This window comes from Solirubrobacter phytolaccae (assembly GCF_027587195.1).
Lineage (GTDB): Bacteria > Actinomycetota > Thermoleophilia > Solirubrobacterales > Solirubrobacteraceae > Solirubrobacter > Solirubrobacter phytolaccae.
Genome location: NZ_JAPDDP010000044.1, coordinates 1 through 26,651 on the forward strand (window position 1 = coordinate 1; position 26,651 = coordinate 26,651).

Sequence of the window (26,651 nt, forward strand, 5' to 3'; positions counted from 1 at the left end):
ACTCGACGTGATGGGCGAGCACGGGCGGCGGCGCCCCGCGGCCGGCGAGCGCCTGCGCGACGCGGCCGTGCGCGGCGAGCCGCCAGCCGCCCGGCGCGCCCTCGTAGACGGCGCGGTGCACGAGCGGATGCCGGAACGCGAACTGGCGCGGCACGTCGGTCGCGCGCACGAGGCCGGCCGCCAGCAGGGCGTCGAGGAGCACGAGCGGGTCCTCGACTTCGGCCGCGGCGGCCGCGAGCTCGGGCTCGAACGGGTCGCCCGCCACCGCCGCGCCCTCGAGCAGCCGGCGCTGGTCGGCGTCGAGCGCGCGGAGCTCGCCCGCGATCGCCTCGGCCACACCACCGGGTAGCGACGCGCCCGCGCGCACGAGCTGCTCGATGTAGAACGGGTTGCCGCCGCTCTCGCGCAGCACCGCGTCTCGCTGCGCGGCCGGCAGCGTGGTGCCGATCAGCTCCAGCGCCTCGTCGGGGTCCAGCGGCCCGAGGTCGATCCGGATCCCGTCCCGGAGCCCGTCCGGCGCGGGCGGACGCATCGCCACGGCCACCAGCACCCGCGCGGCCGGCGGGCGCCGCACGAGGGCCAGCAGCAGCTCGAGCGAAGCCGGGTCCGCGTGGTGCATGTCGTCGAGCGTGAGCACGAGCGGCCGCGTCGCCGCGAGCCGCGCCAGCAGCTCGATCACTGCCCGGTGCGCCCGGTAGCGCTCGACGGCGAGCGTCGGCGTCGCGCCCGCCCGGTCCGCGAGCGCGGGGAAGATCCCGCCGAGCTGCTCCGTGTCCAGCCCGCGCAGCTTCGTGTCGTCGAGCGTGGCGAGGTGCGCGTCGAGCGCGTCGACGAGCGGGCCGTAGGGCAGCTCGCGCTCGAACTCGGCCGCGCGGCCGCGCAGCACCAGCGCGCCGTCTGCCTGCTGCGCGAGCTCGTTCAGCAGATGCGATTTGCCGATGCCGGGCTCGCCGGTGATGGCGACCAGCGCGGGCATGGCGCTCAGTGCGTCGCGGAGTCGGGCGAGTTCGCGGGCGCGGCCGATCACGGCCGCGCATGGTGGCATGTGAGGCCTGGACTGGGCTCGGAGCGGTTACGCCTTGCACCGAGGAGGGGTGGGTCGAGCCGCGCGGTTTGCGCATCGGCCGCGTTGTTCTAGTTCCGGATTCCGGTACTCAAACGACACGGTGCGGAGTCTGACTCGTGATTTCCCCGAGTGAAACTCCTCAACCGCCGATGCACGAACAACGCGCTCGGCCCTTCCCCTCCTCGGTGCCCGCCGTTCACGCGGTCGGTCCTTAGGCTGCGACGGCAGTGACCACGGCGGGCCGTTCCAGGTGCCGCCGCGACAACGCGAGCGCCACCACCGACAGCGCCACCATCCCCGCCCCGACGTACATCGGCGACGCGGCGGACACGTGCTCCGCCAGCTTCCCCGCCAGGTACGGCGCCACCGCGCCGCCCGTGAAGCGCACGAACGAATAGGCCGCCGACGCGATCGGACGCTCGACCACCGCCGCGGCCATCACGGCCTCCGTCAGCACCGTGTTGACGATGCCGAGCAGCGCGCCGCTCACCACGATCACGACGATGAGCCCCGCCGAGGAGGCGTGGAAGACGCCGCCGAAGAACAGGTCCACGGCGACCAACGCCAAGGTCACGCCCAACACGGACACCAGCCCGAAGCGCCGCTCCAGCCGCTGCGCGCCGAACACGGACGTCAGCGCCACGAGCAGGCCCCAACCGAAGTAGATGAGCCCGAGCTGGTGGGCGCTCATGCCCAGCAGCAGCGGCGTGTAGGCCAGGATCGTGAAGAAGCCGAAGTTGTAGAAGACGGCGACGATCGCCATCGACCGCAGGCCGCCGTGGCCGAGGGCACGCAGCGGGTCCAGGATGGATACGCGGCGGGCGGGCTTCGGGACCGGGCCGAGCCAGATCGCGATCAGCAGGAAGCCGATCGCCATCAGCACCGCCGTGCCGAAGAACGGGCCACGCCACGAGACGTCCCCGAGCAACCCGCCGAGCAGCGGCCCGGACGCGATGCCGAGCCCCAGAGCGGCCTCGTACAGGATGATCGCGGACGCCAGCCCGCCGGTGGCCGCGCCGACGATGACCGACAGCGCGGTGGCGATGAACAGCGCGTTGCCGAGCCCCCAGCCGAGCCGGAACCCGGCGATCTGGAAGACCGTGTCCGACAGCCCGGCCAGAGCGCTGAACACGACGACGAGGAACAGGCCGACCAGCAGCGTCTTGCGCGGCCCGATCCGCGACGCGAACCAGCCCGTGACCAGCATCGACAGCCCGGTCATCGCGAAGTAGCTCGTGAACAGCAGCGAGACCTGGCTCGTTGTGGCGTCCAGATCTTCCGCGAGCACGGGCAAAATCGGGTCCACGAGGCCGATGCCCATGAACGCGACCACGCACGCGAAGGCGACCGCGTACACGGAACGGGGCTGGCGCAGCAAGGGGTTCACGGTTCGATGAGCCGGTCGAGGGCGGGCAGGGCGGCGGCGAGCGCGGCGCGAGCCTCGTCGTCCAGGCGGTCAAGCCGCGTTTGCAGCACGGCCGCCCGGCCGGCGCGCAGCTCGGCGAGCTGCGTGCGGCCGATGGCGGTGATCGCCACCTGCACCGCGCGCGCGTCCGACACGTGCGGCGTCTTGCGCACCAGGCCTTCCTGCTCGAGCCGGTTGACCAGCGCGGTCATCGTCGGCTGGGCGACGAGCTCGGCCGCCGCCAGGTCGGTCACCCGCTGCGGGCCGTCGGCGTCCAGCCGGCGCAGCGTGAGCAGGGCGCCGACGCTGAGCCCGCGCGGCGCGTGGGCGCGCAGCAGTTGCGAGACGAGCGCGACGCGGCGCTCCAGTTGGGCGGCGAGATCTTCGATGGCGAAACTGTATAGCACGCCTATGTATATCCAACCCGTTCCGGCTCATCGACCCGGAGAACCGGTGTCGGACCAACCGGTGACACGTATCACGGTGCACTGATTTTCCACAACTCGAAAAGTGGTCACCAAGCGGATCGCGGTCATGAAATCCGCTGGACCTGCTAGTAAATGGACCGGCGAGTCCGGAGCCTGACGGACGTTCGACCGCTCGGGAAGGTAGTCTGCATCCTGACCATGCCCAGTACTGCATCAACCTCATCTAGTAACGGCACGCGTCCGACGGGTGAAACGTCCGAAGCACGCATCGCCAAGGCGCTCGCGCATCCCCTGCGCGCGCGCATCCTCCAGCGGCTCGGCGAACGGGTCGCCAGCCCCGGCGATCTGGCAGTGGAGCTCGGGGCTCCGCTCGGGGTCGTCAGCTACCACGTGCGCATGCTGCGCGACTACGACTGCGTCGAGCTCGTGCGCACGGAACCGCGCCGCGGCGCGCTTCAGCACTTCTACAAGGCCACGGCTCGGCCGAATCTCGACGAGAACCAGTGGCGCACGCTGCCTTCCGGGCTGCGCGGCGAGCTGGCCGGCGAGACGATCCAGGAGCTCGTGACCGACCTGGCCTCGGCGGCTGACGCCGGCGCCCTCGAAGATCCCGAGATCGTGCTCACCCGCACGCCGCTCGAGCTCGACGACAAGGCCTTCAAGAAGCTCAACAAGCTCCTGGCCAAGACGCAGGAGCAGGTGCTCGCGATCGCCGCGGAGAGCGCGGCCCGCGGCACCGACGGCGTCTTCGCCACCGAGCTCGGCCTGCTGCACTTCAAGCGCTCCGGCGCCAACAACTAGCGTTCGTCGACAGTCGCGCGGTCAGCGTTCAGACCGCGCGGTCTGTCACGTTCGCACTCATCCCTCCCTCACTGGGTACGGCCGACGCATGCGATTCACGTTCGCCGGACTGTTCATCACCGCCCTGATGCTCGCGCTCGTCCCGAGCGCCGCCAGGGCTGACGACGCGTCTCTCAGGAAGACCGTCGCCACGCAGGCCAAGAAGTGGGAGAAGGCCGCCGAGCGCTACGTCGACAAGGTCAAGGGCCTGGAAGACGGCGACGAGGCGAAGCTCAAGAGCGCCACCCAGACGTTCGCGAAGTCCACGCAGAGCTTCCACGCCAAGGTCGAGGCGGAGGAGGCCTCGTCCTCGAAGCTCAAGAAGGCGCGCACCAAGCTGCTCGACGGGCTCGAGACCTACGGCGACGCGCTGGACAAGTTGGTCGAGGCGATCGACTCGGAGGACAAGGCCAAGTTGAAGTCCGCGCAGAAGAAGGCCGACAGCGCGGAGAAGAAGCTCAAGAGCGCCGCGAAGGCGTTCTCCTAGCCGGATCGACCGCTCACCCGTCGACCTCGGCGGGTGAGCGCGTCTCCTCGCGCAGCCGGTTGATGGCGACGATCCCGTCGATCACGAACAGGAAGCTGCCGTCGCGTCCCAACGTCGGCTCGTAGCGCCGGCCGTCGTAGAGGAGCGGCGCGGGCCGGTAGGACGGGCGGCCACGTCCGAAGACGAGCGTCACCGGATGCTCGCCGCGCACGGGCATCAGGTCGCGGACGCTCGGCAGGCGCTCGAGGTCGAAGCAGACGCCCGTGACTTCCTTCCCGTACGGGTGGAAGCGCCCCTCGCGCATGATCCCGAGCTGGGTACCAATCACCAGCCCCGCGGTCACGCAGTCGCGCCCCGTGCGTGAGCGGAACGCGCCGACGCCCCACCGGCGGCCCGTCGCGTCGAGCGCGGAGACCGCGAGCCGTGGACCGTCGGTCGCGGTGGTGCTCGCGTCGCGCAGCGTGCCGGGGAACGGCTGGTCGAGCGGCTCGCCGGACCGCAGCAGCCCGGTCGCGTCGGCGCCCGCCGCGATACCGAGCCCGGCGACCACCAGCACGGTCGCCACGCGCAGCCGTCGGCGCCGCCGGCGGGGCTGATGCTCGCGCACCGCGGCGGCCACGAGCTGGTCGCGGACGGCGTTCTGCGTGCGGCGGCCGCGGTCGCTCACGCGACGTCCTCCATCTCCAGATCGTCCCGCAGCGCGCGGGCGAGCGCACGCAGTCCGCGCGAGACGCGGGCCCGGGCGACCTGCTGGGAGACTTCGAGCGTCGCCGCCAGCTCCGCGTAGGATCGCTCCTGGATGACCCGCAGGTCGACCGCGCGCCGCTGGTCCTCGGGCAGCCCGCGCACCGCCTCCAGCAGCGGCCCGTCGAGCGAGTCCAGCCCCGCGAGCGCCTCGACGCGCACGAACTCGTCGTCGTCGAGCGGCGGCACCGAGATCGCGAACCGCTCCAGCGCCGCCCGCTCGACCCGCCCGCTGCGCCAGTAGTGCCAGAGCTCGGTGCGGGCGATCGCGAACAGCCAGCCCTGCTCCTCGGCGGCGGTGTCGCCACGGAACTGCATCCGCCGCGCGAGGACCTTCGCGAACGTCTCCGACATCAGGTCGACGGCGACCTCCGGGTCGAACACGCGGCGGACCAGGAACGCCAGCACGCGGTCCGCGTACGCGTCATAGAAGGCGGCGTACTGCGTGGGGTCCTTCTGCGCGCGTACCAGCAGGCTCGTGGTCGACGCCGACCGGAGGATGCGAAGCCTGGGCACGACGGGGCGAGCCTAGTCGACCGCGCGGCGGGCACGACCCCAATGAGCGTTGCGTCTTCGGTCTGGAAGCCCGCCGGGGCGGGCCTCTGGATGGACGGGCTAGGCGAGCGTGAAGCGTGAAACGAGGCGTTCGAGCTGCTCCGCGGTGGCCGCGAGCTCCTCGGCGGACGCGGCGATCTCCTGGGCGGACGCCGAGGTCTGCTGCGTGGCGGCCGTGACCTGCTCGGCGGACGCGGAGGACTGCTCGGCGACGCTGGCGACCTCGCCGATCTCGTGCTCGAGCCGCTCGCCGCTGGTGGAGATCTCCTCGACGGCGGCGGCGATCTGGGCGGCGCGGGTGGTCATGTCCTCGACCGAACCGCCGATCCGCAGGAACGCCTCGCGGGTCTGCGCGACCGTGGCCGCGCCTTCCTCGGTGCGCTGGACGCCGTCGCCGGCGACGATCACGGCGTTGTGGGTCTCGGCCTGGATCTCGCCGATCAGGCCGGAGATCTGGCCCGCCGCCGACTGGGACTCCTCGGCGAGCTTGCGGACCTCTTCGGCGACGACGGCGAAGCCCTTGCCCTGCTCGCCGGCGCGTGCGGCCTCGATCGCGGCGTTGAGCGCGAGCAGGTTCGTCTGCTCGGCGATCGCGGTGATGGTGGCGACGATGCCGCCGATCTGCTCGGACTTGGACGCGAGCTGCTGGATCGCGCCCGTGACGGACTCGGACGCCGCGCGGACGGAGGTCATCGCCTCAGTCGCGTGCTCGGCGGCCTGGACGCCTTCGCGCGCGAGATCCCGCGCCTCCTCGGCTACTCGCGCGGCCTGCTGCGCGTTCTCGGCCGATTGACGTGCGGCCGCCGAGACCTGGTCGCCGGCGACGCGGGCGCTGGTGACGCCGCGGACCTGGCGCTCGGCGCCCTGGGCGACCTCGCCGATCGCGGTGGCGATCTCGCCGACGGCCCGCCCGGCCTCCTGCGACGTCGAGGCCATCTCCTGCGAGGCCGCCGACAGCGTCGTGGCGCTGCCGCTCACGCCGCCGACGATCTCGCTCAGGTTCGCGACCATCCCGCTCAGCGCGGTGCCGAGCGCGTCGTCGCTCGAGCGCGCCGTCACGTCGACCGTGAGGTCACCGGCGGCGACGCGGTCGGCGGCGCCCGCCATCTCCTGCAGGTAGGCCATCATCCGGCGCATGGCGTCGCCGAGGTCGCCGACCTCGTCCCGGTTGGTGACGTCCACGGTGTGCCCGAGGTCGCCCTCGGCCACGCGGTCGGCGGCGCCCAGGACCTTGCGGATGCCGTTGACGAGCGAGCGGGCCACCAGGTACGCGATCGCGAAGCCGACCACGCCGGAGACGATGATCAGGATCAGCGCGGAGCGCTTGGCCGAGGCGGCCGCGGCCACGCTGTCGGCGTCGCCGGACTCCGCGAGCGCGACCTTGGAGTCGAACAGCTCGGTGAACGCCGCGGCCACGGCCGTGAACGCGGGGACGCCTTCCTTCTTGTTGAGCGCGTACGCGTCCTCGGTGCGGCTCTGGTCCGAGAGCGCGAGCACCCGGTCGCGGACCGCCTCGTACGCCTCGTTCGCGGCCGTCAGCTCGGCGAACGACGCCTTCGCCGTGTCCGTCTGCAGCGTGCGCTGGACCGCGGCGAGCCGCTTGGTCGTCTCCTCCGAGTTGGCCTTGATCTTCCCGTCGAGCTCGCGCTTGGCCGCGAGGTCCGACCCTTCGAGGATGTGGTTGTTCAAGAACGCGCGGTTCTCATTGAGCTTCGCGCGGGCGACGCCCATGTCCGCCAGTGGCTTGGCCGCGTACTGGTACATCGCGTGCGCCTCGTCGGCGACGGTGGTGGTCCCACGCATGCCGACGATGCCGACCACGACCATGAGCCCCAGCAGCAGGCCCACGGTGGCAAGAAGCTTCGTCTTGATCGAGATTCTCATGTCCCCGGCCATCGACCGTGTCCGCCGAAAGCTTGCGTTCATTAAGGGAATGCACACCGTGTTGCACGACGGGCGCAAACGTGCACGGCTCCAGGCGGCGAAAAAGCCCGCCGAAGCGCGCGCTTCCTTTAGACGACTTGCGCCGCGGCGTGGCCCGAGGCCCAGGCCCACTGGAAGTTGAACCCGCCCAGGTGGCCGCTGACGTCGAGCACCTCACCGACGAAGTACAGGCCGGGGCTCTTGAGCGATTCCATCGTCTTCGAGGACACCTCGCGCGTGTCGACGCCGCCCAGCGTGACCTCGGCGGTGCGGTAGCCCTCGGTCCCGGCCGGCATGAACCGCCAGGCGGCGAGCCGATCGGCGATCTCGCGCAGCTGCGCCGGCGTGTACTGCTTCATCGGCTTGGACGTGAACCAGTGCTCGGCCAGCAGCGCCGCCATCTTCTTCGTGAAGACCTCGCCCAGGAGCGTCTTTAGCTCGCTGTTCGGGCGCGTGGCCTGCTGGCTCTGCAGCCACTCGAGTGCGTCGCGGTCGGGCAGCAGGTTGATCTCCACTATGTCACCGGGGTGCCAGAACGAGGAGATCTGCAGGATCGCCGGGCCGCTGAGGCCACGGTGCGTGAACAGCAGGTTCTCGCGGAAGCTCTCGCCGTTGCAGCCGGCCACGCAGTCCACCGACGTGCCGGACAGCTCGGTGCACAGCTCCTTCAGCGGGCCGGACGCGGTGAACGGCACCAGCCCGGCGCGGGTGGGGAGGATGTTGTGCCCGAACTGGCGGGCGACCTCGTAGCCGAAGCCGGTGGCGCCGAGCGTCGGGATCGACAGGCCGCCGGTGGCGATCACGAGCGACTGCGCGGCCACATCTCCCAGGTCGGTGCGCAGCGCGTACCCGCCGGCGTCGGCCTTCTCGATCGCGTGTACGGACGTGTTGACGTGCCACTCGACGCCGGCCTCCTCGCACTCCGTCAGCAGCAGGTTGAGGATGTCCTTGGACCGGTTGTCGCAGAACAGCTGGCCGAGCTTCTTCTCGTGGTACGGCACCTCGTGCTTGGCGACCAGCCCGATGAAGTCCCACGGTGTGTACCGGGCCAGCGCGGACTTGCAGAAATGCGGGTTCGTCGCCGCGAAGTTCGCCGGCTCCGCGTACATGTTGGTGAAGTTGCAGCGCCCTCCACCGGACATGAGGATCTTCTTGCCGGGCTTGTTGGAGCTGTCGAGCAGCAGCACCTTCCGGCCGCGCTCGGCGGCGGTGATGGCACACATCAGCCCGGCGGCACCTGCGCCGATGATCACCACGTCGAACGCGCGCACGAAGCTCAAGACGGGCGCGCATTCTAGGCGCTGCCCGTCGTCGAGAACTGCCGTGGTCTCCGGGTGTATCAGGGCGGCGACCGGCCGGGTCAAAGGGTCGGACATGCCCGAACACGACTCCGGCACCGCCATGCAAACCGCCGTGATCAAGGTCACCCGGTCCGCGCCCGCCGCGGACTTCACGGTCGAGCTGCTCGACGCGGACGGCGACCGGCTCGAGATCGAGACGATGGTCGCCGGCCTGCCGGAGCTCGCGGCGCTGCAGGTCCTCCCGAGCGCCGCGACGATCGGGCAGGCGCTGGTCGCGTTCTACGCCGACACGACGAGCTCGCATCAGTTCAGCCCGATCGGGACCGCGCTCGGAGACCTGCTCCTGGGCGGCAAAGTCGGTGCGCACTGGACACGACTTCAAGGCGCCGGTCCTCACCGCACCCTGCTGCAGATCGAAGACCCCGACCTTGCACTGCTCCCCTGGGAGCTGATCCGCCACGGCCAGCGGCGGCTGTTCGCGAATCCGCAGGCGCCGTGGGCGCGCGCGGACGCTCTGGTGCCGGAGCCGGCCGAAGAGCTCCTCCCGCTGCGCCTGCTGGTCGTGGAGGCACCCGGCATGGGTCTGGACACGGCAGCCGAGACGCGCGGCATCAAGGCGGCGCTGAGCGCGTTCGACGGCGCAGTCGACGCTCATTTCCTCACGAACCCGAGCGAGAGCGACTTGCGCGCGGCCTTCGAGTTCCGGCCGCACGTCTTCCACTTCAGCGGTCACGCGGGGCCCGATCCGGATTCAGGGCTCCCTGGGTTGCAGATCGCAGACCTCTCGCTCACCAGCGACTACGTGGTCCACTTCCTCTCGAACGAGCTGCCGCGCCTCGTGGTGCTCAACGCCTGCCGCACGGCGAACGGGGACGTTGGCCAGGTCCACACGCTGGTCGAGAGCTTCCTGGAGATCGGCGCAGCGGCGGTCGTCGGCATGCGCGGCGACATCCATGGCGCTCCGGCGGCGTGCTTCGGCGAGCAGCTGTATCGCGCGCTCGCGGCACACCACCCGATCGACGTGGCGGTGGCGACCGCGCGCAACGAGCTCGCCCGCTCGCACAGTGCCGTGCTGCGCGACTGGAGCCTTCCGAGCCTCACGCTCCGGGTGCCGCCCGAGCACGTCCTGCCGATGTGCGAGCGAACGACGAAGGACGACCGAAAGGCACTCGAGGACGAGCTGGGCGACCGGCTCCGGACGTTCGTCGACCGCTCGAACGAGCGCCGGAAGCTGACGGCCATCGATCCGCACGTCGGCTCGCCGGAGCGGTTGGTCGTCGTCCACGGCGAGATGGAATCAGGCAAGACCGCGTTGCTGCAGTGGATCCGCCGCCGCAGCGCGATGCGCGGCGTGTGCGTCCGCTACGTCGACTTCCGCTCGCCTGAGCGGATCAACTTCGTGCGCGCGCTCGAGATCATCCGCGACGAACCCGACGACGTCGCGCTGCTCGGCCTCTCACCGACCGCGTTCAGCAGCTTCAACTACGACCTGGGCTTCCTGCTCGAGGGGCGGCTTCCCGTCGCGCACAGCAACGGCGTGAGCGCGGTGCCGGCACCCGAGCGGCCCAAGTCCTACGAGCTCGGAGAGAACATGGTCGACGAGATCTTCACGTCGTTCCGGACGGCGCTGCAGAGCGCCACCAGCGCGGAGCGCCCGCTGGTGCTGATTCTCGATCACGTCGGAGCAGTGCTGCAGCCGGACTTCACCGATCGTCTGTATCCGCTGCTGATCAAGCGCGTTCTGGCGACGAAGGAGCTGGAGCACGTGCGGATCGTCGTCGTGCTGTCGCCCGAGCAGCGGCGCGATTACTGGCCGGCGTCCGACGCCGACGTCGGCTACCGGGTGCCGGTCGACCTCCTCAAGCCGGGGGAGTTCCAGCGCTGCGCGGAAGACGTCGTGCTGGCGCTGGGCAAGCCGCTGAACGCGGTCCTCTCCAACCTGATCGCCGCGCTGGAACCGCTGTTCGCGCCCGCCGACTGGGTCCCGAAGAAGCTCGACGAAGTCCGGGGGCTGATCCCATGAGCACCGCGTCCGAGCTGCTCGCGCGCCTCGCAGACGGCGAGTCGCCGGCCTCGATCCTGGCGTCGCTGCGCCCCGAGTCCGAGCCCGCGCTACTCGCGCGCTGCGCGGTGGTGCGCACGTTCGACCGCGACCTGTTCAACGCGGTTCTGGCTCAGGGCGGAGACTTCGAGACGCTCGTCCAGGCACCGGGCGTGTCCCGGCTCCCGCGCACCGACGGGATCTACGAGCTCACGCCCAGAGAACGCGAGCGGCGGTGGCGATCGTGGTGGAGCGACGCCGACCCCGAGACGCTGCCGCCCGAGTTGACGGCCCTCCTCGAGAAGCTCGTCGGCTACTACACGCGCCCCGATCAGGCCCTCGATCGCCTCGCCCAGCTCGCGCTGATCCGGCCGGAAGAGGCGATCGGCGAGTTCCGCGAGCAGTTCGCCGACAAGGATCGCCGCTTCGACCTTGCGGCCTGCCAGGACCTGATCGACGTGCTCAGCGACCCGCTGCGTGAACGGCTGCTCAGCACCGAGCTCAAACGCGTGCGCGACGACCGGGCGACGCTGCTGAAGGCGCGTAGCCATTGGTCGGCCGAGTACTTCCAGACCGCGACGTTCATCCAGCCGGCACGCTTCGACGACGTCTACGGCGGTCTGTTCGCGCCCGGCGGCCCCCGCGTGCTCAACGCCCACGCGCCCGGCGGCCGCGGCAAGACGACGCAGCTGCGCGCGCTGATCGCCCGCAGGCTCGTGCCCGAGCAGGACACGCCGCTCGGCCCGCTGATCGCCGGAGGCCGGATCCCGTGCGTGCGCGTCGACTTCGACCTCGTCGACCCCGTCAACGCCGCCCGCTACCCGTGGCTCATCCTGCTCGAGACCGCGGCGCAGCTCGACGACCAACTCTCGCGCGCGCCGTTCAAGGGGCTGCTGCACGAGTACGGCTGGGCCGTCCCGCTGCTGCGCCGCAACCCCTCCGATCCCTCCCGCGCGGAGGTCGCGAGCAAGTGGATGCGCAGCGAGGGCGCGCGGGCCGCCGAGTCCGTGCCGCGCGACTTCATGCGCACGCTCAATGAGCAGCTCGGCGACACGCCCGTCCTGCTCGTGCTCGACACCCTCGAAGAGGTCCATCTGCGCCCCCAGGGGGATCTCGCCGCGCCGATGCAGCTGCTCGCCGACCTCCTTCACGACTGCCCGGGGTTGCGCGTCATCCTCGCCGGCCGCCACACCGTCGAAGAGGTGCTCGGGCCGGTCGCGGAGATCCTCGGGCCGATCGAGGTCTTTGAGGTCGAGAAGCTGCTGGCGGACGAGGCCGAGCGCTACCTGGCCGATCGTCGCGGGCTGGAGGGTGAGGGCGTGCGCGCCGCGATCATCGACAACGCCGGCGGCGATCCGTTCAAGCTCGCGCTGCTCGCGGATCTCGTCCAGGAGCAGCCGGGCATCCCGCCCGAGCAGATCCGCGGCTACCCGGCCGACGTGATCCGCCTGATCCGCCGGATCATCAACCGGATCGACGAGCCCGGCGTGCGCTGGCTGCTGCGCTACGGCGTCGTCCCCCGCACGCTGACCCTCGCGTTCGTCCGCGACGTGATGGAGCCCTACCTGCGGGCGGCGATGGCGGGTGTCGCGGCGTTCGACCCGCCGGGCGACGACGACGTCCCCGCCGAGCTCGAGGAGCGCGAGCCGCCCTTCCCGCCCGACTATCTGGACACGCCGGACTCGAGCCTCGACCTCGGCGCGCTCTGGCAGCAGCTGAGGCAGTACGTCGTCGGATCGACCGGCTGGGTGTTCGAGGTCGCCGACGGCGCCACCGAGGCACCGGTGACGCTGCGCTTCCGCGACGACGTCGCGATCCCGATGCGCAAGCTCCTGCGCCGCAAGGGCGTGGACAAGCTGCTGCACCGCGAGGCGGCCGAGTTCTACGAGGCGCGGGCGCGCGACGACAGCTCGGAGCGGTGGGAGCGATGGATGTCGGAGGCGCTGTATCACCGCTTCCAGCTCGCCGGGCACCGGGCCGAGCGCTTCTGGCGGCGGGCGCTCGACGAGGCCGGCTCATCGCCGTACCGCCGGGAGGCGATCGCGGGCGAGCTGCTGATGTCGGACTACATCGACTTCCAGGGCGCTCCGCTGCCATGGTCCGACACCGAGCCGATGGTCGCGGTCGAGACGCTCGTCGAGGCGCGCTTCGAGCACGCGGCAGCGCTCACGGAGCGCGCGCGGCTGGAGGGCGTCCCCGCCGACGACACCCTTTGGAGCCGGGCCGAGCAGAGCCGCGTCGCGATCACCCTCGCCGGCAAGCGGGTCGTGCCGTCGTTCCGCTTGGCGTACATCGACGCCGGGCTCGAGCTGCGGCACGGTCGTCACAAGGCGGCTGAGGCGCGGCTGCGTCGCGCGCTGACGAAGGCCCGGGGGCATGTCGACGTCGCCCGCCTGCGGATGCTGCTCGGCGACGCGCTGTTGATGCGCGGCGAGCCCGCGGCGCTCGAGGCGTACCGCGACGCGCTCGTCTCGGTCTCGCGGCTGCCCGCCTCGCGCGGGTGGCAGGCCGCGATCCGGCGGCGCATCATCGACGCGGCCTCCGCGCTCGATCGCCTCAAGGAGGCCTACGACGAGTACCACAAGCTCGAGGCCGTCACGGTCGGAGCCGAACGCGACGCGCTGACGCTGCTGGCCGCCGAGCAGGCCCTTCGCTCCGGCCACCTGACCTGGGCCGACGAGCGTGCGCGCCGCGTGCTCGGCGGGTCGGGCGAGTGGGGCGCGTGGGCGGTGCGGGTGACCGCAGCCGCGCGCCGTGACCCTCCAGCCGCGAAGCGCTACGCGCAGCGAGCCGCCGACGCGACCGGTCGCGCTCCCGCGGGCGGCGGCATCGCGGCCACCGCGAAGGCGGCCTGGTCGCAGGAGCTGCTGGGTGTGGCGGCCGGCTCGGCGTTCGAGCTCGAGACCGCGTTCGCGCATCTCGAGCAGGCCCGCAGCCTGTGGCAGTCGCAGGGTGAGCCGGAGGCGATGGCTCGCTGCATGATTGCGGCCGCCCGCCTGAAGCTGCGTACGGTCGGCGATGTCAACGCCGCGCGCCAGCTGCTCGAGGACGCCGAGCGCCTGACCCTGCCTCCGCGCAGCGACGAAGGCGCGGCGCGCAGCCACCTGCGGGTCGAGCTTCTCGTCACCGAGGAGCGCCAGGCCGAGGCGGCGACGCTCGCTCGGCACGCCGTCAAGCGGTTGCGCGCCGCCGCCGCCCCGCCGCGGCAGATCGTCGCCGCCGCGGTGCAGGCGCTGGCCATCTGCCCACCCAACGCGCGCCGGAAGCTGCTCGATATCCTCGTCGGCGAGTGCGAGCGGATCACGCCCGTGTCGGCGCGCGTAGCGGCGCTCGAAGGCCTGTCGCGTGTGCCGGTCCTGCCAGGCGGCGAGTGCGGCCAGCGGCTGACGGCGCTGCGCCGGCTGCTGCATATCCCGTCCGACCGCCGGCTGACCGCGGCCGATCGGGCGTTGCTGAAGCTGACGCTGGCCGAGGTGGCACGTGTGGCCGGCGACCGCCAGGCGGGTGTGACCGTACTGATGGACGCGCGCCGCGAGCTGCGCGGGGGCGACGCCATGCTGTGGGTGCGCGAGTGGTCGCGCGCGCTGGACCGGATCGAGCTGACACGCCGAGACCGGCACTGGACCGCGCCTGCTGATCTCGACGCGTTCCTCGCGGCGCACACCGAGCAGCCGATGCTGTGCGCCGCGTTCCTGATCGAGCGCGCGGAAGCGAACGAGGAGGACGCGAAGGGCGAGGCGCGGCGGCTGCTGGGCCTCGCCGAGCGCGAGCTCGCCCGCGCGCCGGACGATGAGACGCAGTGGCACGCGCGGCTGGCCGAGGCGCAGGCGCGCGTGGACAGCGGCGGCCTCACGGCCTCTGACGTCGTGGCGCTGACCGCCGGCGCCGCGGCGCTCTTCATCGGCCTCGGACAGCTCTGGCGCTCGACGAAGCGCTGGCTCGCGGAGCCCGAGCTCGGTCACGACGGGGGCGTCATCGAGGTGCAGGTGACGGCCGGCGACACGCTGTCCGTCGCCGTGCGGCCGCCCACCGACGCGCCCCGCCGGCAGGTGGCCGCGTCCGAGCCGCCGATCGCGGCGGTGCTGGCGACGGACGACCTCGAGCGGTTCTCGTTCGCGCTGGTCGAGCGCTGGCGCAACGATTGGATCGGCGCGGGCACGGCGCTCGGCGAGATGCTGCTGACCACGGAGGAGCGCGGCCGGCTCCTCGCGGAGCCGCGCGACGTGCGCATCGAGCTGGCCGATCCGCGCCTGCACGCGCTTCCCGTCGAGCTCGCGCGCGTCCCGACCACGCGCCAGCCGCTGGTGTTCGAGGAGCAGCTCCGCAGCTTTGCGCGCTCACTCTCGGGCGAGGTCGTCGCGCTGCACGCCACGCGGCTGCTGCAGTCGCTCTTGAACCGGCACCGCAACGCGAAGCTCGCGGTCGACGGTCAGCTCGGCCCGCAGACGCGACTGGTGCTCGATCGGGCCCTGGCGGAGGATCGCGACGGCGGGGTCCGCGCGCTGTACGACCGGCTGCAGCCCGGGCTGGAGCCCGGCACGCGGCCGCTCGCGATCCTGGTGCATCCCAGCGCCGACCTCCAGCCGGGCGACATCGGGCACAGCACCGACGTGGGATGGCTCTACGAGGCGAGCGGCTTCACCGTCTGGCGATTCGTCAGCCCGCGGATCGACGAGCTGCGCCGGGCGCTCACCTCCGCCGCGGCCGAGGGCATGGTCCCCACGGTCATGCACCTCGCCGGCAGCGTTCGCGTCTCCGGCGGGGCCGTCGCGCTGTCGTTCCTCGGCGCGGACTGGTACAGCGAGGCGCTCGAGGGCAACCGCTACTCGGACGGGTTGACCGCGGCCGCCGTCGACTCGCTCCTGAAGGCACTCCCGCGCGACGCGTTCCGTCCGCTCGTTGTGGTCGACATCGAGCGCCCGGAGGGCACCACCGAGGCGATTACCCATCTCCTACTGCGCAACCTGTTCGCGGGCGACCTGTTCGCGCTGGGCCGCTGCGCCGCCGTGCTGGCCACCGGCCTCTCGATGCCACACCAGCGCGATCCGTACGCGCAGCTCGTGCGAGCGCTCGCCCGCCGCGACACCGTCGGGGAAGTCGCGAGAGCCGTGCGCGCGACCGGGTACGCGGACGCGATGGCGGCGGACGGGCTGGAGTCAGCGCTCGGGCCGCTCGCGACGGCGCTGTACACCAACGTGCCCTGGCTGCGCCCGGTGTCGCGCTGATGGATCCGCTCGCCGCGCGCAAGGTCATCGAGCTGCGGCAGAAGCTCGCGGGCATCCAAGCGGAGTTCGCCGGCTGGATGGCCGACGCCGGCGAGGACAAGCCGCTGCGCAAGCACCAGTCGCAGATCTCGCACATCACGCGGCAGCTGGGCGTGATGGTCGACGGCCTGCGTGCGCAACTCGATGCGCTCGCGCGCGACGACGAGCTCGTGCTGGGCCGCTGCCGCGAGGTGCAGATCCGGGTGTTGGAGGTGCACCGCCTCTGGGACTACTTCCGCTCGAAGCTGTCGCTGCGCTACGTGGAGTGGTTCCGCGACTACCTCGCCGTCGCCGACGAGCTGGCCCACGCGTGCTACGCGCCGGCGCGAGACGCGTGCACCGGCGGGGTCGTCCCGCGCACGATCCCGCTGGTGTTCTTCAGCGGCGAGTTCAGCCCGTATACGCATGCACGCGACACGGCGTTCGCCGTCGAGACGGTCGAGAACGCGATGAGCAGCCGCGAGCTGCGTGAGTTCGCCGATCGCCTGCCGGTGCCCGTCATCGGCGTCCCCTGGTACCAAGTCTCGCACCTGCCCGACGTCCTGATGATCGCGCATGAGGTCGGGCATGGCGTCGAGGACGACTTCGGCCTCGGTGAGCCGATGGAGGCCGCCCTCGAACCGATCCTGGCGGCGTACGACGAGGATGCCGAGTTCGCCTGGAACCACTGGCGGCGGGAGCTGTTCGCCGATCTCTACGGTCTGCTGGCCGTCGGACCCGCGTACACGATGGCACTGGCGGATCTGCTGGCGACCGACACCCGGTCGATCGTCGCCGAGACGGGGGAGTTCGCACGCTTCGACGTGCACCCCCCTGCGACCTTGCGGCTGGCCGCGCAGTCGGTCGCGATCGACAAGCTGGAGCTCGCCGTGGATCCGGCCGAGAGCCGCAGCGCCTGGGAGCGCACGTTCGCGGCGGCGCCCGGCGACCGCTTCCACCTGCAGGTCAAGGACGTCACCGAGACGCTGCTGGGGGTGTCGTACCGGGTGTTCGGGAACCGGACGCTCGCAAGCGTGCTGGAGAAGCGGCCCGATCCCGTTGGCTGCAGGGCGGTCAAGCAGGCCGCGCTCGCGGAGCTGCGCGTGAACGGGGACGACGTGCGCGTGCTCATGGCCGGCGCGCGGATGGCCTTCGAGGAGAACGCCGAGTCCTATGTCCGGCCGACGGTCGAGGACGCTCTAGGCCCGCAGGACCGGATCCTGGCGCGCGCCGTGGCGAACATCGACAGCAAGACGCGGCACGCCGGCCCACGCGAGCTGAGCGAGCAGCACGACCTCACCGCCGGGGCGGAGCTGCTGCGCGCCCTGGAAACGCGAGACGCAAAGGAGCAACCCCGTGAGTGACTCGACAGCCGCCGATCCGCTCCGCCCTGAGCTCGACGCGATCGAGCAGCTCGCCGACCTGCTGGCCGGCGACGACGACGCGCGCTTCGTCGTCGTGTTCCAGGCGCTGACCAACTTCTCCACTGGCATCCGCGAGCGTCCGGAGGAGGAGGCGGTCAAGCTCGCCCGCTCGGTGATGGTGCGCTCCGCGGAGCCGCACCTGGCGCGAGCACGCGCGACGCGCTCAGCGGCGGTCGGTGTGCCGCGGACGCGCGCGGAGACGAGCGACAGCATCTACAGCGACCCCGTGTTCCTCGCGAACGCGCGCCGCATGATCGGCGACCACCAGCGCATCGTGGGCGGAATCCGGACGAGCGACTACCCGGACTGCGTCGCGGTCGGCTCGCCCGGCGCGTGGTGCTGCACCGGGACGGTCGTGGCGCGCAACGTCGTCGTCACCGCCGGGCACTGCTGGGCGGGAGGCTGCGCCGCGCGCGTGTTCTTGGGTGACGACGTCACGCGCGAGGCCGAAGGTCGCGTCGTGAAGGTCCGACACCCCGCCCCGCACCCCAAGTACGACCCGTCCGATCCGCTGCAGGACATCGCGGTCCTGATCCTCGAGGAAGATCTCGACGTCGCGCCCCGACCGCTGGCGACGGCCGGGATGATCGAAGCCGCCGCGACCGTTCGCCTCGCCGGCTACGGCAACACCGACGTCTTCAGCTCCGGCGGCTACGGCATGCGCCGGATGGTCGACGTGCCGCTCGCGAGCACCGACCCGAGATTCGGCGCTGACGCCGCCACCGAGTTCGTTGCGGGCGCCGCGTTCCTGGACCGCGATAGCTGCAACGGCGACAGCGGCGGCCCGGCGTACGTGCAGGCCGACGGCGCCTGGTACCTCGCGGGCGCGACGTCGCGTGCGACGGCGAGCGCGATCCGCCCCTGCGGCGACGGCGGCATCTACACGCGCGTCGCGGCGTACGAGGACTGGCTCCGCAACGTGCCGGGCGGGCACTGGGACTAGAACGGCGAAAGGCCCGCAAATGCGGGCCTTTCGGTGAAGCGGATGAAGGGACTCGAACCCTCGACCTTCTGCATGGCAAGCAGACGCTCTAGCCAACTGAGCTACATCCGCGCGGTGCGGCGAGGAGTATAGCCAGCCTTATGAGGTCTTCCAGGGGTGTCAGTACATTCAACTCATGGCGGACTCCCCAACTGAGCGGCGACCCAGGACTCCGCTGCCCCCGCGACAGGACGGAAAGCCCCCCGCGGGCCGGCCCGGCAACCAGCCCCAGACACCTCAGGGGCGGATGGCGCGGATGCCCGGTGGGCGGAATTTCTGGTTCATCGTGCTGGGCCTGCTGGTCCTGAACTACGTGCTGATGGCGGTCATCTCGCCAGGGCGCGACCCGAGCGTGACCGTGCCGTACAGCAGCCCGAGCGGTGCGCCCGGGTTCCAACAGCTGGTCGATCAAGGCAAGGTCGCGCGGATCTCGACGCAGGGCGCGTCGGTGACGGGCGAGTTCAAGCAGGAGCAGCGGTACCCGGACTCCAAGGCCGAGCCGACGAAGAACTTCGACACCGAGCTGCCGACCCCGCTGCTGTCGGACCCCTCGTGGGTGGACGAGCAGGTCGAGAAGGGCGTCAAGGTCGAGGCGACGCCGATCAACGACGGGCGCGGGTTCCTGGCGTCCCTGCTGCTCGGGTTCGGCCCCGTGATCCTGCTCGTCTTCCTGTTCGTGTGGCTGTCCAGACGGGCGGCGGGCGGTCAGATGGGCGCGATCGGGTCCTTCGGGCGCTCGCGCGCGCGTCGCGTGGAGGGCAACGAGACCAAGGTGACCTTCAAGGACGTCGCCGGCATCGACGAGTCCAAGGGCGAGCTCGCCGAGGTCGTGGACTTCCTCAAGAACCCGGAGAAGTACCAGAAGCTCGGTGGCCGGATTCCGCGGGGCGTGCTGCTCGCGGGCCGTCCGGGCACGGGCAAGACGCTGCTCGCGCGCGCGGTCGCGGGTGAAGCCGGCGTGCCGTTCTTCTCCATCAGCGCCTCCGAGTTCGTCGAGGCGATCGTCGGCATCGGCGCGAGCCGCGTCCGCGACCTGTTCAAGCAGGCCAAGGAAGCCGCGCCCGCGATCATCTTCATCGACGAGCTCGACGCGATCGGCCGCCAGCGCTCCTCCGGCGGCGGTCCGTTCTCCGGTGGCAACGACGAGCGTGAGCAGACGCTCAACCAGATCCTCACGGAGATGGACGGCTTCGAGCAGGGCGACACCGTGATCGTGGTGGGCGCGACCAACCGCGCGGAGATCCTCGACTCCGCCCTGCTGCGTCCCGGGCGCTTCGACCGTCGCGTGACGGTCCCGGCGCCGGACAAGGAGGGGCGCAAGAAGATCCTGCAGGTCCACACGCGCTCGCTGCCGCTGGACGAGAACGTCGACCTGGACGACATCGCCGCGATCACGCCTGGCATGGTCGGCGCGGACATCGCGAACCTCTGCAACGAGGCGGCGCTGCTCGCGGCCCGCCGCGGCCACGTGAAGGTCGAGCGGGTCGACTTCACCGACTCGCTGGAGAAGATCATCCTCGGCGCGCCGCGCGGGATCATCCTGTCCGACGAGGAGAAGCGCCGCACGGCCTACCACGAGTCCGGCCACGCGATCGTCGGCATGCTCACCCCGGGCGCGGACCCGGTGCGCAAGGTGTCGATCATCCCGCGCACGATGTCGCTGGGCGTGACCATCAGCTCCCCCGACGCCGAGCGCACGAACTACGACGTGGACTACCTGACCGGCCGGATCAAGGTCGCGCTGGGTGGGCGGATCGCGGAGGAGGTCGTGTACGGCTCGATCTCCGCGGGCGCCGAGTCCGACATCCAGCAGCTGACCGGGATCGCCCGGCAGATGGTCGGGCGCTGGGGAATGAGCCGCGCGGTCGGCCCGATCGCCGTGATCCCGAGCGAGTCCCAGGGCCCGCTGCTCCCGGGCGTGTCCGAGGTCTCCCAGGCCACGCAGGAGCTCATCGACAGCGAGGTCAAGCGGATCGTCGACGAGCAGTACGCGGTCGTCGTGCAGCTGCTGACCGAGAACCGCGACAAGCTGGACAGCCTGACCACGCGCCTCCTCGAGGAGGAGACGCTGGACATGGACGACGCGTACGAGGCGGCCGGCCTGGTCGCCCCGCGCGCACCGCAGGAAGATCCGGTCGCGGCGGAGGAGCCGCTAACCGCGTAAGGGTGCGTTGAGGAATGGGCGGTGCGCCTGATGTGGTGCAGCCGCCCGTGCCTCGGGCCGCCCGCGACAAGCGTGGCGTGCCTCTGGCACGTGAGCGTCGTGGGTGGCGCGAGGTGCCGCGGATGTGCCGCAGCAGGTGTGCCGGTATTCCTCAACGTGCCCGTAAAGCCGCGCGGCCGCGCTGCACGCTCGTCTCACCCCGCGCGAGTCGCTCGCGCGGGGCGTCGAGCAGCGAGCCGCTCTCGTCCAGGTAGTCGCGCCACGAGTGCGCCGGGCGGTAGCCGAACAGCCGCTCGGCCTTCGCGTAGGAGATCCCGCCCGCGTCCTCGCGCGCGAGGTCTTCCGCGACGCTCACCGCCTCGCCGAAGTGGTGCGCGACCAGCTCGCCCAGCGGCCGTCCCGCGCCGTTGTCGGCGGAGACGACGTACGCCGCCTCGTGGCCGGGCGTCGAGCCCTCGACCGCCAGCCGGAGACCGTGCGCGAGGTCGTAGACGTCGATGTAGCTCCAGAACGAGACGCTGCCCTCACCGCCGAGCGGGTCGCTGAGCCACGGCTTCAGCGAGCGCTCGTAGTTGCCCTCCCACTGGACCCAGGACGGCCGGATCGACACGGCGGTCACGTCCGACCGGGCGACCATCGCGTCCATCAGCTGCTCGCCGAAGACCTTCGCGAGCGCGTACGGGTCCTGCGGGCGGTTCTCCAGCGACTCGTCGATCGGGGCGACCGCGGCGTGGAACGGGCGCTCGGCGAACGCCATCCCGCTCACGGTCTCGCTCGAGACGTGCACGACGCGGTCCACGCCCATCCGGACCGCGGCCTCGGCGACGTTGAAGGTCGCCATCACGTTGTTGTGGAAGACGGTGTGGGACGGGTTGCGGGTCGGCTCCGGGAGCGCCGCGCAGTGGATGACGGCGTCAATGCCACGCACCACCGCGAACGCGTCGCCGGCGTCGGTCAGGTCGGCCTGCACGTAGTGCGCGCCGAAGTCGCCGCCCTCGTAGACCGGGGGCGCGAGATCGCACCCCGTGACCTTGTGCCCGGCGGAGAGGAGCTCGTGCACCGTCGCCGCGCCCACCTTGCCCAACGCGCCGGTGACCAGGATCTGCATGCCCGCTTGTTACCAGACGGAGGGCGTTCATCCGGGCTCGCGATGTTCTTTGAACGTTTGACCTTTTCACGGTCCGGCAACAAGTGCAGTGTCCGCTGACAGAGGCCGCGGCTCGGAGAGAAGCCGTGGGGGAGAGTGCAGACATGGCTGGAACCGTGGGACGCGGGACCGAGACCGACACCACCCGCACCGGTGGTCGCTTCGACCGGGGAGAGACCGGCGCGGAGCCGCAGTACGCGCCTGAAGCGCGCACGGGCGTCCTCCCGCCGATGGAGTACGCCGACATGCCGGAGCCCTTGCCGCTGCGCAAGATCCTCGGGCCGAGCGTGATCCTGGCGGGCGTCGGCGTCGGCTCGGGCGAGTACATCCTGTGGCCGTACATCTCCACCAACGCGGGCATCGGGTTCCTGTGGCTCGCGGTTGTGGGCGTGACGCTCCAGTACTTCCTCAACATGGAGATCGAGCGCTACACGCTCGCCACCGGCGAGACCGCGATCGCGGGCTTCGCGCGCTACTGGAAGCCGTGGGGCGCGATCTTCTGCGTGGGCGCGATCGTGCCGAACATCTGGCCCGGCTGGGGCACGGCGGGCGCGACCACGTTCACCTACCTGGTAGGAGGGAATCCGACCACCGTCGCGGTGATCGTCTGCATAGCCATCGCGGTGGCGTTGACGACGTCACCCGTCGTCTACAAGGCCCTGGAGACCGCGGAGTTCTTCAAGATCGGCCTGACGCTCGTGTTCCTGGCGATCGCGATCATCGCGGCGATCCCGCTGTCGGCCTGGGGCGACCTGAGCGACAACGTTGACAAGATCGGCACGCTGCCGATGGACGACGTGGAGATCGCCGTGCTGCTCGCCGGCCTCGTCTTCGCGGGCGCGGGCGGCGCGAACAACCTCGTGCAGTCCAACTGGATCCGCGAGAAGGGCTTCGGCATGGGCAAGTACGTGCCGAAGATCCAGTCGCCGTTGACCGGCGAGCCGGAGCCGCAGCCCTCGACGGGCACGATGATGCGGCAGGACGAGGAGAACATCAAGCGCTTCAAGGGCTGGTGGAAGGTCGCCAACAAGGAGCAGCTCGTCTCCTTCTGGGCCATCTGCCTGGCCTCGATCATCACCTTCTCCGTGCTGGCCTACGCGACGGTCGGCAACCAGCAGCTCTCCGACTCGCCGGACTTCGACTTCATCAAGGGCGAGGGCGAGATCCTCAAGGACGTCGTCGGGCCGTGGTTCGGCACGTTCTTCTGGATCTTCGGCACCGTGTCGCTGATGCTCGTGGCGCTCGGCGTCGTCGACTACGTCGCGCGCGTCGTCTCCGACGTCCTCAAGACGCTGCACCTGCGCGACAACGAGAAGCTCAGCGAGTCCAAGCTCTACACGTACGTCGTCTGGGGCATGTGCGCCGCCGGCGTGTGCGTGCTGCTGTCGGGCATGGACCAGCCGCTCGTGCTGCTCGTGCTGTCCGCGTGCCTGAACGGCATCGTGATGTTCGTGTACTCGTGCCTGCTGATCAAGCTCAACCGCTCGGGTCTGCCGTCCGCGATCCGCGTGCGCGGCGCCCGCCTCGGCGTGCTGATGTTCTGCGTCGCGTTCTACGGCTTCTTCGCCGGTTGGTACGTCATCGTCCAGATGGGAGAGCTGTTCTGATGCTCGCTCGCCGTGTATTCGCCCGCTTTGTGGTGTTCGTCGTGGCGTTCACCGTGCTCTACGTGGCGGCGTGGTCGCTGGGGTTGCTGTCCACCTAGACCTTCGTCTGGACAATCGGCCGAGTTGACCTCTGGACCATTCAAGTCCATCTTGTCTGCACACAGACGGGACCCGCAGGGAGGCGCGGCCACTTGTCAGCACGAACTTTCAGCATCAGCGCGGTAGTGGCGGCGGTCATCGCGGTGTGCGCGTGGCCGTCGCTGGCCAGCGCGCAGAGCGTCTCTGAGGCGCCGACGCTCAGCGGCACCGCGATCTCGGGGCAGACCCTCACCGCCAGGGGCGGCCGGGGCTCGAACGGCTACTGGTACGGATACCAGTGGGCGCGCTGCACCGGCACGGCGGAGAACACCTGCTCGTGGCTGGCCGGCGAGAACGACAGCACGTACAGGCTGGTCAGCGGTGACGTCGGCAAGCGGATCCGCGTCGCCTATGTCTCGTTCCGCGACTGGGACGACTTCGCGTACCGGTTCTCGTCCGCGACCGCCGTCGTCGGGCCGGTTCCGACGCCGACGCCCACGCCGACGCCGGTGAAGACGCCGACGCCGACGCCCACGCCGGTGAAGACGCCGACCCCGACGCCGACGCCGGTGAAGACGCCGACGCCGACGCCTACGCCGGTCAAGACGCCGACGCCGACGCCTACGCCGGTCAAGACGCCGACGCCGACCGCGACGCCGGCCAAGACGCCGACCCCGACCGCGACGCCGGTGAAGACCCCGACGCCCACGGCCACGCCGGTCAAGACGCCCACGCCCACGCCGACCCCGGTCGCGGGTGACGTCGGCGGCAGCGTCGACACGCCGGCTCCCCAGCAGCCGACCGCGACCGTCGAGCCCACGCCGCTCCCGCCGCCGGCCACGACGTCCACCGCCCCCACGGGCGGCGTGCTCGGCGCGACGGAGAGCAAGCCGAAGATGATCAAGCCGTTCCCGGTCATCCGCATGAGCGGCCAGCTGACCACGAGCGGCGCGGACATCAGCGTGCTCACGGTCAAGGCGCCGAAGGGCACCAAGATCCAGGTCAGCTGCTCCGGCAAGGGCTGCCCGACCAAGTCGCTCGCCCGCGCCACCAAGGTCGTGCACCTCACCAAGTTCGAAGCGGTCCTGCGCGCCGGCATCAAGCTCCGCGTCACCGTCTCCAAGCCCGGCTACATCAGCAAGGTCACGACCTTCCAGATCCGCAAGGGCAAGGCGCCGCTGCGCAGCGACCAGTGCCAGACGCCGGGTGAGAACAAGCTCACCCGCTGCCCGAAGTAGCGGGCAGCGACTCGCCGCACAGCACGGCAAGGATGTCGTGCGCGCGGCGGCGGAAGAAGAAGTGGCCTTCGGCGGGGTCGAACCACGCGCGGCAGCGTGGGAGGCTGGCCACGAGGTGGAGCGCGTGGTCGGCGGGCACGAGCGCGTCGGCCATGCCGTGCCAGACGTGCACCTCGCCCCGCACCTCCTCCAGCGCGAATCCCCACGGGCGCGAGGTCACGAGGTGGTCCTCGACGAGGCCGGAGACGCCGCCCTGCACGGCGGCCAAGAACGACGCATGCGCGCCGCGCAGCGTGGTGTCGACGTAGGTGCGGTCCACCGGTGGCGCGCCGAGCGCCATCGCCCGCCGCAGCAGCACGGGGTGGCGCTGGACGAGCGCGACCGCGCGGTCTCCGAGCCGCGCCGCCGGGCCGGGTGCCGTGGCGAGCGCGCGCAGCGGTAGCCGGACGCGACGGGGGAGGCCGGGCACGTCCACGGGCGCGCACAGCGGCGACAAAGACGAGACGACGGCGGCGGCCGTCAGGCGCTCCGCGAGCCGGTAGGCGCACGCGACCGCGTACGGTCCGCCCGCCGACACTCCGGCCACGGCGAAGCGGTCCAGGCGCAGCGCGTCGGTCAGCTGCTCGAGATCGTCGACGAAGTCGAGCACCGTGCGCCCGGGCTGTGCGGTCGACGCGCCGAAGCCGGGGCGCTGCGGCATCAGCAGGCGGATGCCCAGCTGGTCGAGCGCGTCGGTCAGGTCGCCGCAGTCGAGCGGCGTGCCGAGCGCGCCGTGGATGTAGAGCACGGGCCGGCCGTCGCGCGGGCCGGCGTCTCCGCACGCGAGCTCGCGGCCGTCGCGCAGTGTGATGGTCTCGACACGCACCTCGGTCACGGGAAGTCCCTGCAAACGACCCTAGTCCGTGCGCGGCGCCACGATGTTGCCTGTCGGTGACAGCGCCGCGAGGATCTCGTCGAGCGCGGTCGCGAACGCGGCTGGACGCTCCATCATCGGGATGTGGCCCGCGCGCGGGACGATCGTGATCGGCGCGTCCGGCCGGAGACGGCGCAGCGTCTCGAGCCCACGCGCGGGGATGATCCGGTCGCGCTCGCCCCAGATCGCGCCAACGGGCGGCCGGAGCTGCGCGAGCCGCTGCCTGAGGTCGGCGGACGCCGCGGTGCGCAGCGCCGCTTGGATGCGGGTCGCGCCGGTCGAGGCTTGGAGCATCGCGCGCACCTCGGCGGGCGGGAGCGACGCGGGGTCCGCCGTGCCCGGCGACATCAGCAGCCGCCGGCCCCAGGGGAGGTCCGCCAGCGGCGCGCCGACCCGCCGCAGCGGAATCGCTCGCTCCGCCGCGAGCCCGAACGCGCGCGCCGCCGGCCCGGGCATCCGCCGCAGGCCCGCGGGCGCGACGAGCACGAGCCGCCGGACCCGCTCCGGACAGCGGTCGGCGAGCGCGATCGCGACCGCCCCGCCGAGCGAGTGCCCGACCAGGTCGAATGGGCGCTCCAGGTGAGCGAGCCCGTCGGCGATCGCCGCGGCGACGGCATCGAGCTCGAACCCCGGCCCGACCGGCGCCGACGCCCCGAACCCGGGCACGTCGAGCGCGACCACCGAGCGCTCACTCAGGAGCAGCGGCACGACCCGCCGCCAGATCACTCGCGTCGTCGCGAGCCCGTGCACCAGCACGAGCGGCTCGCCGTTCCCATGGGTGTCGAACGCGAGCATCGACAGACGTTTAGAGGCGCCGACCAGAATCGAACTGGTGTACACGGCTTTGCAGGCCGCTGCGTAGCCACTCCGCCACGGCGCCGGAGTGAGCGGATGATCTTAGCCCCTCGAAATCGCGAGCGTCGTTGCTACTCTTTCCGCCCGTCGTGGGGCGATTAGCTCAGTTGGTTAGAGCGCACGCTTGACATGCGTGAGGTCACTGGTTCGAATCCAGTATCGCCCACTTCCGAAGGCCCGCCGAAGCGGGCCTTCTTCGTTTCTGACGCG

19 protein-coding genes and 3 tRNA genes are annotated in these 26,651 nt (G+C 71.3%); 10 read left to right on the top strand and 12 right to left on the bottom strand.

The features are described from left to right. The 3 genes from OJ997_RS21660 to OJ997_RS21670 form a co-directional block, all read right to left on the bottom strand. Positions 1 to 1,027 (bottom strand): ATP-binding protein (locus OJ997_RS21660; RefSeq protein ID WP_270027325.1); only part of this gene is annotated, 1,027 nt, incomplete at its 3' end. 250 nt (positions 1,028 to 1,277) lie between these two features. After that, entirely contained in the window at positions 1,278 to 2,453 is a 1,176-nt protein-coding gene (locus OJ997_RS21665; RefSeq protein ID WP_270027326.1) for an MFS transporter, read from the bottom strand. Beyond that, complete coding sequence (locus OJ997_RS21670; protein ID WP_270027327.1) at positions 2,450 to 2,878, bottom strand: MarR family winged helix-turn-helix transcriptional regulator; 429 nt, start codon at positions 2,876 to 2,878, stop codon at positions 2,450 to 2,452. Before OJ997_RS21670 ends, OJ997_RS21665 begins: the two co-directional genes overlap by 4 nt. 219 nt (positions 2,879 to 3,097) lie before the next feature. On the opposite strand from OJ997_RS21670, the gene OJ997_RS21675 reads away from it, so the two are divergent. Both OJ997_RS21675 and OJ997_RS21680 read left to right on the top strand, forming a co-directional pair. Further along, the gene (locus tag OJ997_RS21675; protein WP_270027328.1) at positions 3,098 to 3,700 is read left to right on the top strand and encodes an ArsR/SmtB family transcription factor; all 603 of its coding nucleotides are present in this window, start codon (positions 3,098 to 3,100) and stop codon (positions 3,698 to 3,700) included. An 88-nt stretch (positions 3,701 to 3,788) separates the two neighbouring features. Continuing rightward, positions 3,789 to 4,226 (top strand): hypothetical protein, encoded by a 438-nt coding sequence (locus OJ997_RS21680; protein WP_270027329.1) that lies wholly within the window; start codon positions 3,789 to 3,791, stop codon positions 4,224 to 4,226. Positions 4,227 to 4,239: 13 nt separating this feature from the next. On the opposite strand, the gene OJ997_RS21685 is transcribed toward OJ997_RS21680, so the two are convergent. The 4 genes from OJ997_RS21685 to OJ997_RS21700 all read right to left on the bottom strand — a co-directional run bounded on the left by OJ997_RS21685 (position 4,240) and on the right by OJ997_RS21700 (position 8,719). After that, complete coding sequence (locus OJ997_RS21685; RefSeq protein WP_270027330.1) at positions 4,240 to 4,893, bottom strand: hypothetical protein; 654 nt, start codon at positions 4,891 to 4,893, stop codon at positions 4,240 to 4,242. Next, complete coding sequence (locus tag OJ997_RS21690; protein ID WP_270027331.1) at positions 4,890 to 5,486, bottom strand: RNA polymerase sigma factor; 597 nt, start codon at positions 5,484 to 5,486, stop codon at positions 4,890 to 4,892. Before OJ997_RS21690 ends, OJ997_RS21685 begins: the two co-directional genes overlap by 4 nt. 99 nt (positions 5,487 to 5,585) lie before the next feature. Further along, positions 5,586 to 7,409: a methyl-accepting chemotaxis protein gene (locus OJ997_RS21695; RefSeq protein ID WP_270027332.1), complete on the bottom strand. Its 1,824-nt coding sequence runs from the start codon at positions 7,407 to 7,409 to the stop codon at positions 5,586 to 5,588. Between the two features lie 128 nt (positions 7,410 to 7,537). Further along, positions 7,538 to 8,719 carry a BaiN/RdsA family NAD(P)/FAD-dependent oxidoreductase gene (locus OJ997_RS21700; RefSeq protein ID WP_270027375.1) on the bottom strand — a complete coding sequence of 394 codons (1,182 nt, stop codon included), beginning with the start codon at positions 8,717 to 8,719 and terminating at the stop codon, positions 7,538 to 7,540. A gap of 103 nt (positions 8,720 to 8,822) precedes the next feature. On the opposite strand from OJ997_RS21700, the gene OJ997_RS21705 reads away from it, so the two are divergent. The 4 genes from OJ997_RS21705 to OJ997_RS21720 are packed head-to-tail and all read left to right on the top strand — an operon-like array spanning position 8,823 to position 18,400. Further along, positions 8,823 to 10,772 carry a CHAT domain-containing protein gene (locus tag OJ997_RS21705; protein WP_270027333.1) on the top strand — a complete coding sequence of 650 codons (1,950 nt, stop codon included), beginning with the start codon at positions 8,823 to 8,825 and terminating at the stop codon, positions 10,770 to 10,772. Then, complete coding sequence (locus OJ997_RS21710; protein ID WP_270027334.1) at positions 10,769 to 16,015, top strand: hypothetical protein; 5,247 nt, start codon at positions 10,769 to 10,771, stop codon at positions 16,013 to 16,015. Before OJ997_RS21705 ends, OJ997_RS21710 begins: the two co-directional genes overlap by 4 nt. Beyond that, positions 16,015 to 17,397, top strand: coding sequence for a hypothetical protein (locus tag OJ997_RS21715; protein ID WP_270027335.1), 1,383 nt, complete (start codon positions 16,015 to 16,017; stop codon positions 17,395 to 17,397). The genes OJ997_RS21710 and OJ997_RS21715 overlap by 1 nt, the downstream gene beginning before the upstream one ends. Beyond that, positions 17,390 to 18,400 (top strand): S1 family peptidase, encoded by a 1,011-nt coding sequence (locus OJ997_RS21720; protein ID WP_270027336.1) that lies wholly within the window; start codon positions 17,390 to 17,392, stop codon positions 18,398 to 18,400. The genes OJ997_RS21715 and OJ997_RS21720 overlap by 8 nt, the downstream gene beginning before the upstream one ends. Positions 18,401 to 18,437: 37 nt before the next feature. Here the strand turns inward: OJ997_RS21720 and OJ997_RS21725 are convergent. After that, positions 18,438 to 18,511 (bottom strand) — tRNA-Gly (locus tag OJ997_RS21725). Positions 18,512 to 18,725: 214 nt separating this feature from the next. Here OJ997_RS21725 and ftsH point away from each other — a divergent pair. Further along, positions 18,726 to 20,603 (top strand): ATP-dependent zinc metalloprotease FtsH, encoded by a 1,878-nt coding sequence (gene ftsH / locus OJ997_RS21730; RefSeq protein WP_270027337.1) that lies wholly within the window; start codon positions 18,726 to 18,728, stop codon positions 20,601 to 20,603. A 151-nt stretch (positions 20,604 to 20,754) separates the two neighbouring features. Here the strand turns inward: ftsH and OJ997_RS21735 are convergent, their stop codons facing one another. Beyond that, positions 20,755 to 21,711: an NAD-dependent epimerase/dehydratase family protein gene (locus tag OJ997_RS21735; protein WP_270027338.1), complete on the bottom strand. Its 957-nt coding sequence runs from the start codon at positions 21,709 to 21,711 to the stop codon at positions 20,755 to 20,757. A gap of 143 nt (positions 21,712 to 21,854) precedes the next feature. Between OJ997_RS21735 and OJ997_RS21740 the strand changes: the two genes are divergently transcribed. Beyond that, entirely contained in the window at positions 21,855 to 23,357 is a 1,503-nt protein-coding gene (locus tag OJ997_RS21740; RefSeq protein WP_270027339.1) for an Nramp family divalent metal transporter, read from the top strand. 224 nt (positions 23,358 to 23,581) lie between these two features. Next, a complete protein-coding gene (locus tag OJ997_RS21745) occupies positions 23,582 to 24,673 on the top strand; it encodes a hypothetical protein (RefSeq protein WP_270027340.1) in 1,092 nt (363 codons plus the stop codon). Here the strand turns inward: OJ997_RS21745 and OJ997_RS21750 are convergent. From OJ997_RS21750 to OJ997_RS21760, 3 genes are all read right to left on the bottom strand, one after another. Beyond that, positions 24,654 to 25,547 carry an alpha/beta fold hydrolase gene (locus OJ997_RS21750; protein WP_270027341.1) on the bottom strand — a complete coding sequence of 298 codons (894 nt, stop codon included), beginning with the start codon at positions 25,545 to 25,547 and terminating at the stop codon, positions 24,654 to 24,656. The two genes, OJ997_RS21745 and OJ997_RS21750, sit on opposite strands and share 20 nt — an antisense overlap. A 21-nt stretch (positions 25,548 to 25,568) precedes the next feature. Next, a complete protein-coding gene (locus OJ997_RS21755; protein WP_270027342.1) occupies positions 25,569 to 26,381 on the bottom strand; it encodes an alpha/beta fold hydrolase in 813 nt (270 codons plus the stop codon). 14 nt (positions 26,382 to 26,395) lie between these two features. Continuing rightward, positions 26,396 to 26,466, bottom strand: a tRNA-Cys gene (locus tag OJ997_RS21760). A 67-nt stretch (positions 26,467 to 26,533) separates the two neighbouring features. On the opposite strand from OJ997_RS21760, the gene OJ997_RS21765 reads away from it, so the two are divergent. Continuing rightward, positions 26,534 to 26,607, top strand: a tRNA-Val gene (locus OJ997_RS21765). The last annotated feature ends 44 nt before the right edge of the window (positions 26,608 to 26,651 follow it).

Coding starts and splice junctions, on each gene's coding strand:
- OJ997_RS21675 (WP_270027328.1), top strand. CDS start 3,098: ATGCCCAGTACTGCATCAACCTCATCTAGTAACGGCACGCGTCCGACG.
- OJ997_RS21680 (WP_270027329.1), top strand. CDS start 3,789: ATGCGATTCACGTTCGCCGGACTGTTCATCACCGCCCTGATGCTCGCG.
- OJ997_RS21695 (WP_270027332.1), bottom strand. CDS start 7,409: ATGAGAATCTCGATCAAGACGAAGCTTCTTGCCACCGTGGGCCTGCTG.
- OJ997_RS21705 (WP_270027333.1), top strand. CDS start 8,823: ATGCCCGAACACGACTCCGGCACCGCCATGCAAACCGCCGTGATCAAG.
- OJ997_RS21710 (WP_270027334.1), top strand. CDS start 10,769: ATGAGCACCGCGTCCGAGCTGCTCGCGCGCCTCGCAGACGGCGAGTCG.
- OJ997_RS21715 (WP_270027335.1), top strand. CDS start 16,015: ATGGATCCGCTCGCCGCGCGCAAGGTCATCGAGCTGCGGCAGAAGCTC.
- OJ997_RS21735 (WP_270027338.1), bottom strand. CDS start 21,711: ATGCAGATCCTGGTCACCGGCGCGTTGGGCAAGGTGGGCGCGGCGACG.
- OJ997_RS21740 (WP_270027339.1), top strand. CDS start 21,855: ATGGCTGGAACCGTGGGACGCGGGACCGAGACCGACACCACCCGCACC.
- OJ997_RS21755 (WP_270027342.1), bottom strand. CDS start 26,381: ATGCTCGCGTTCGACACCCATGGGAACGGCGAGCCGCTCGTGCTGGTG.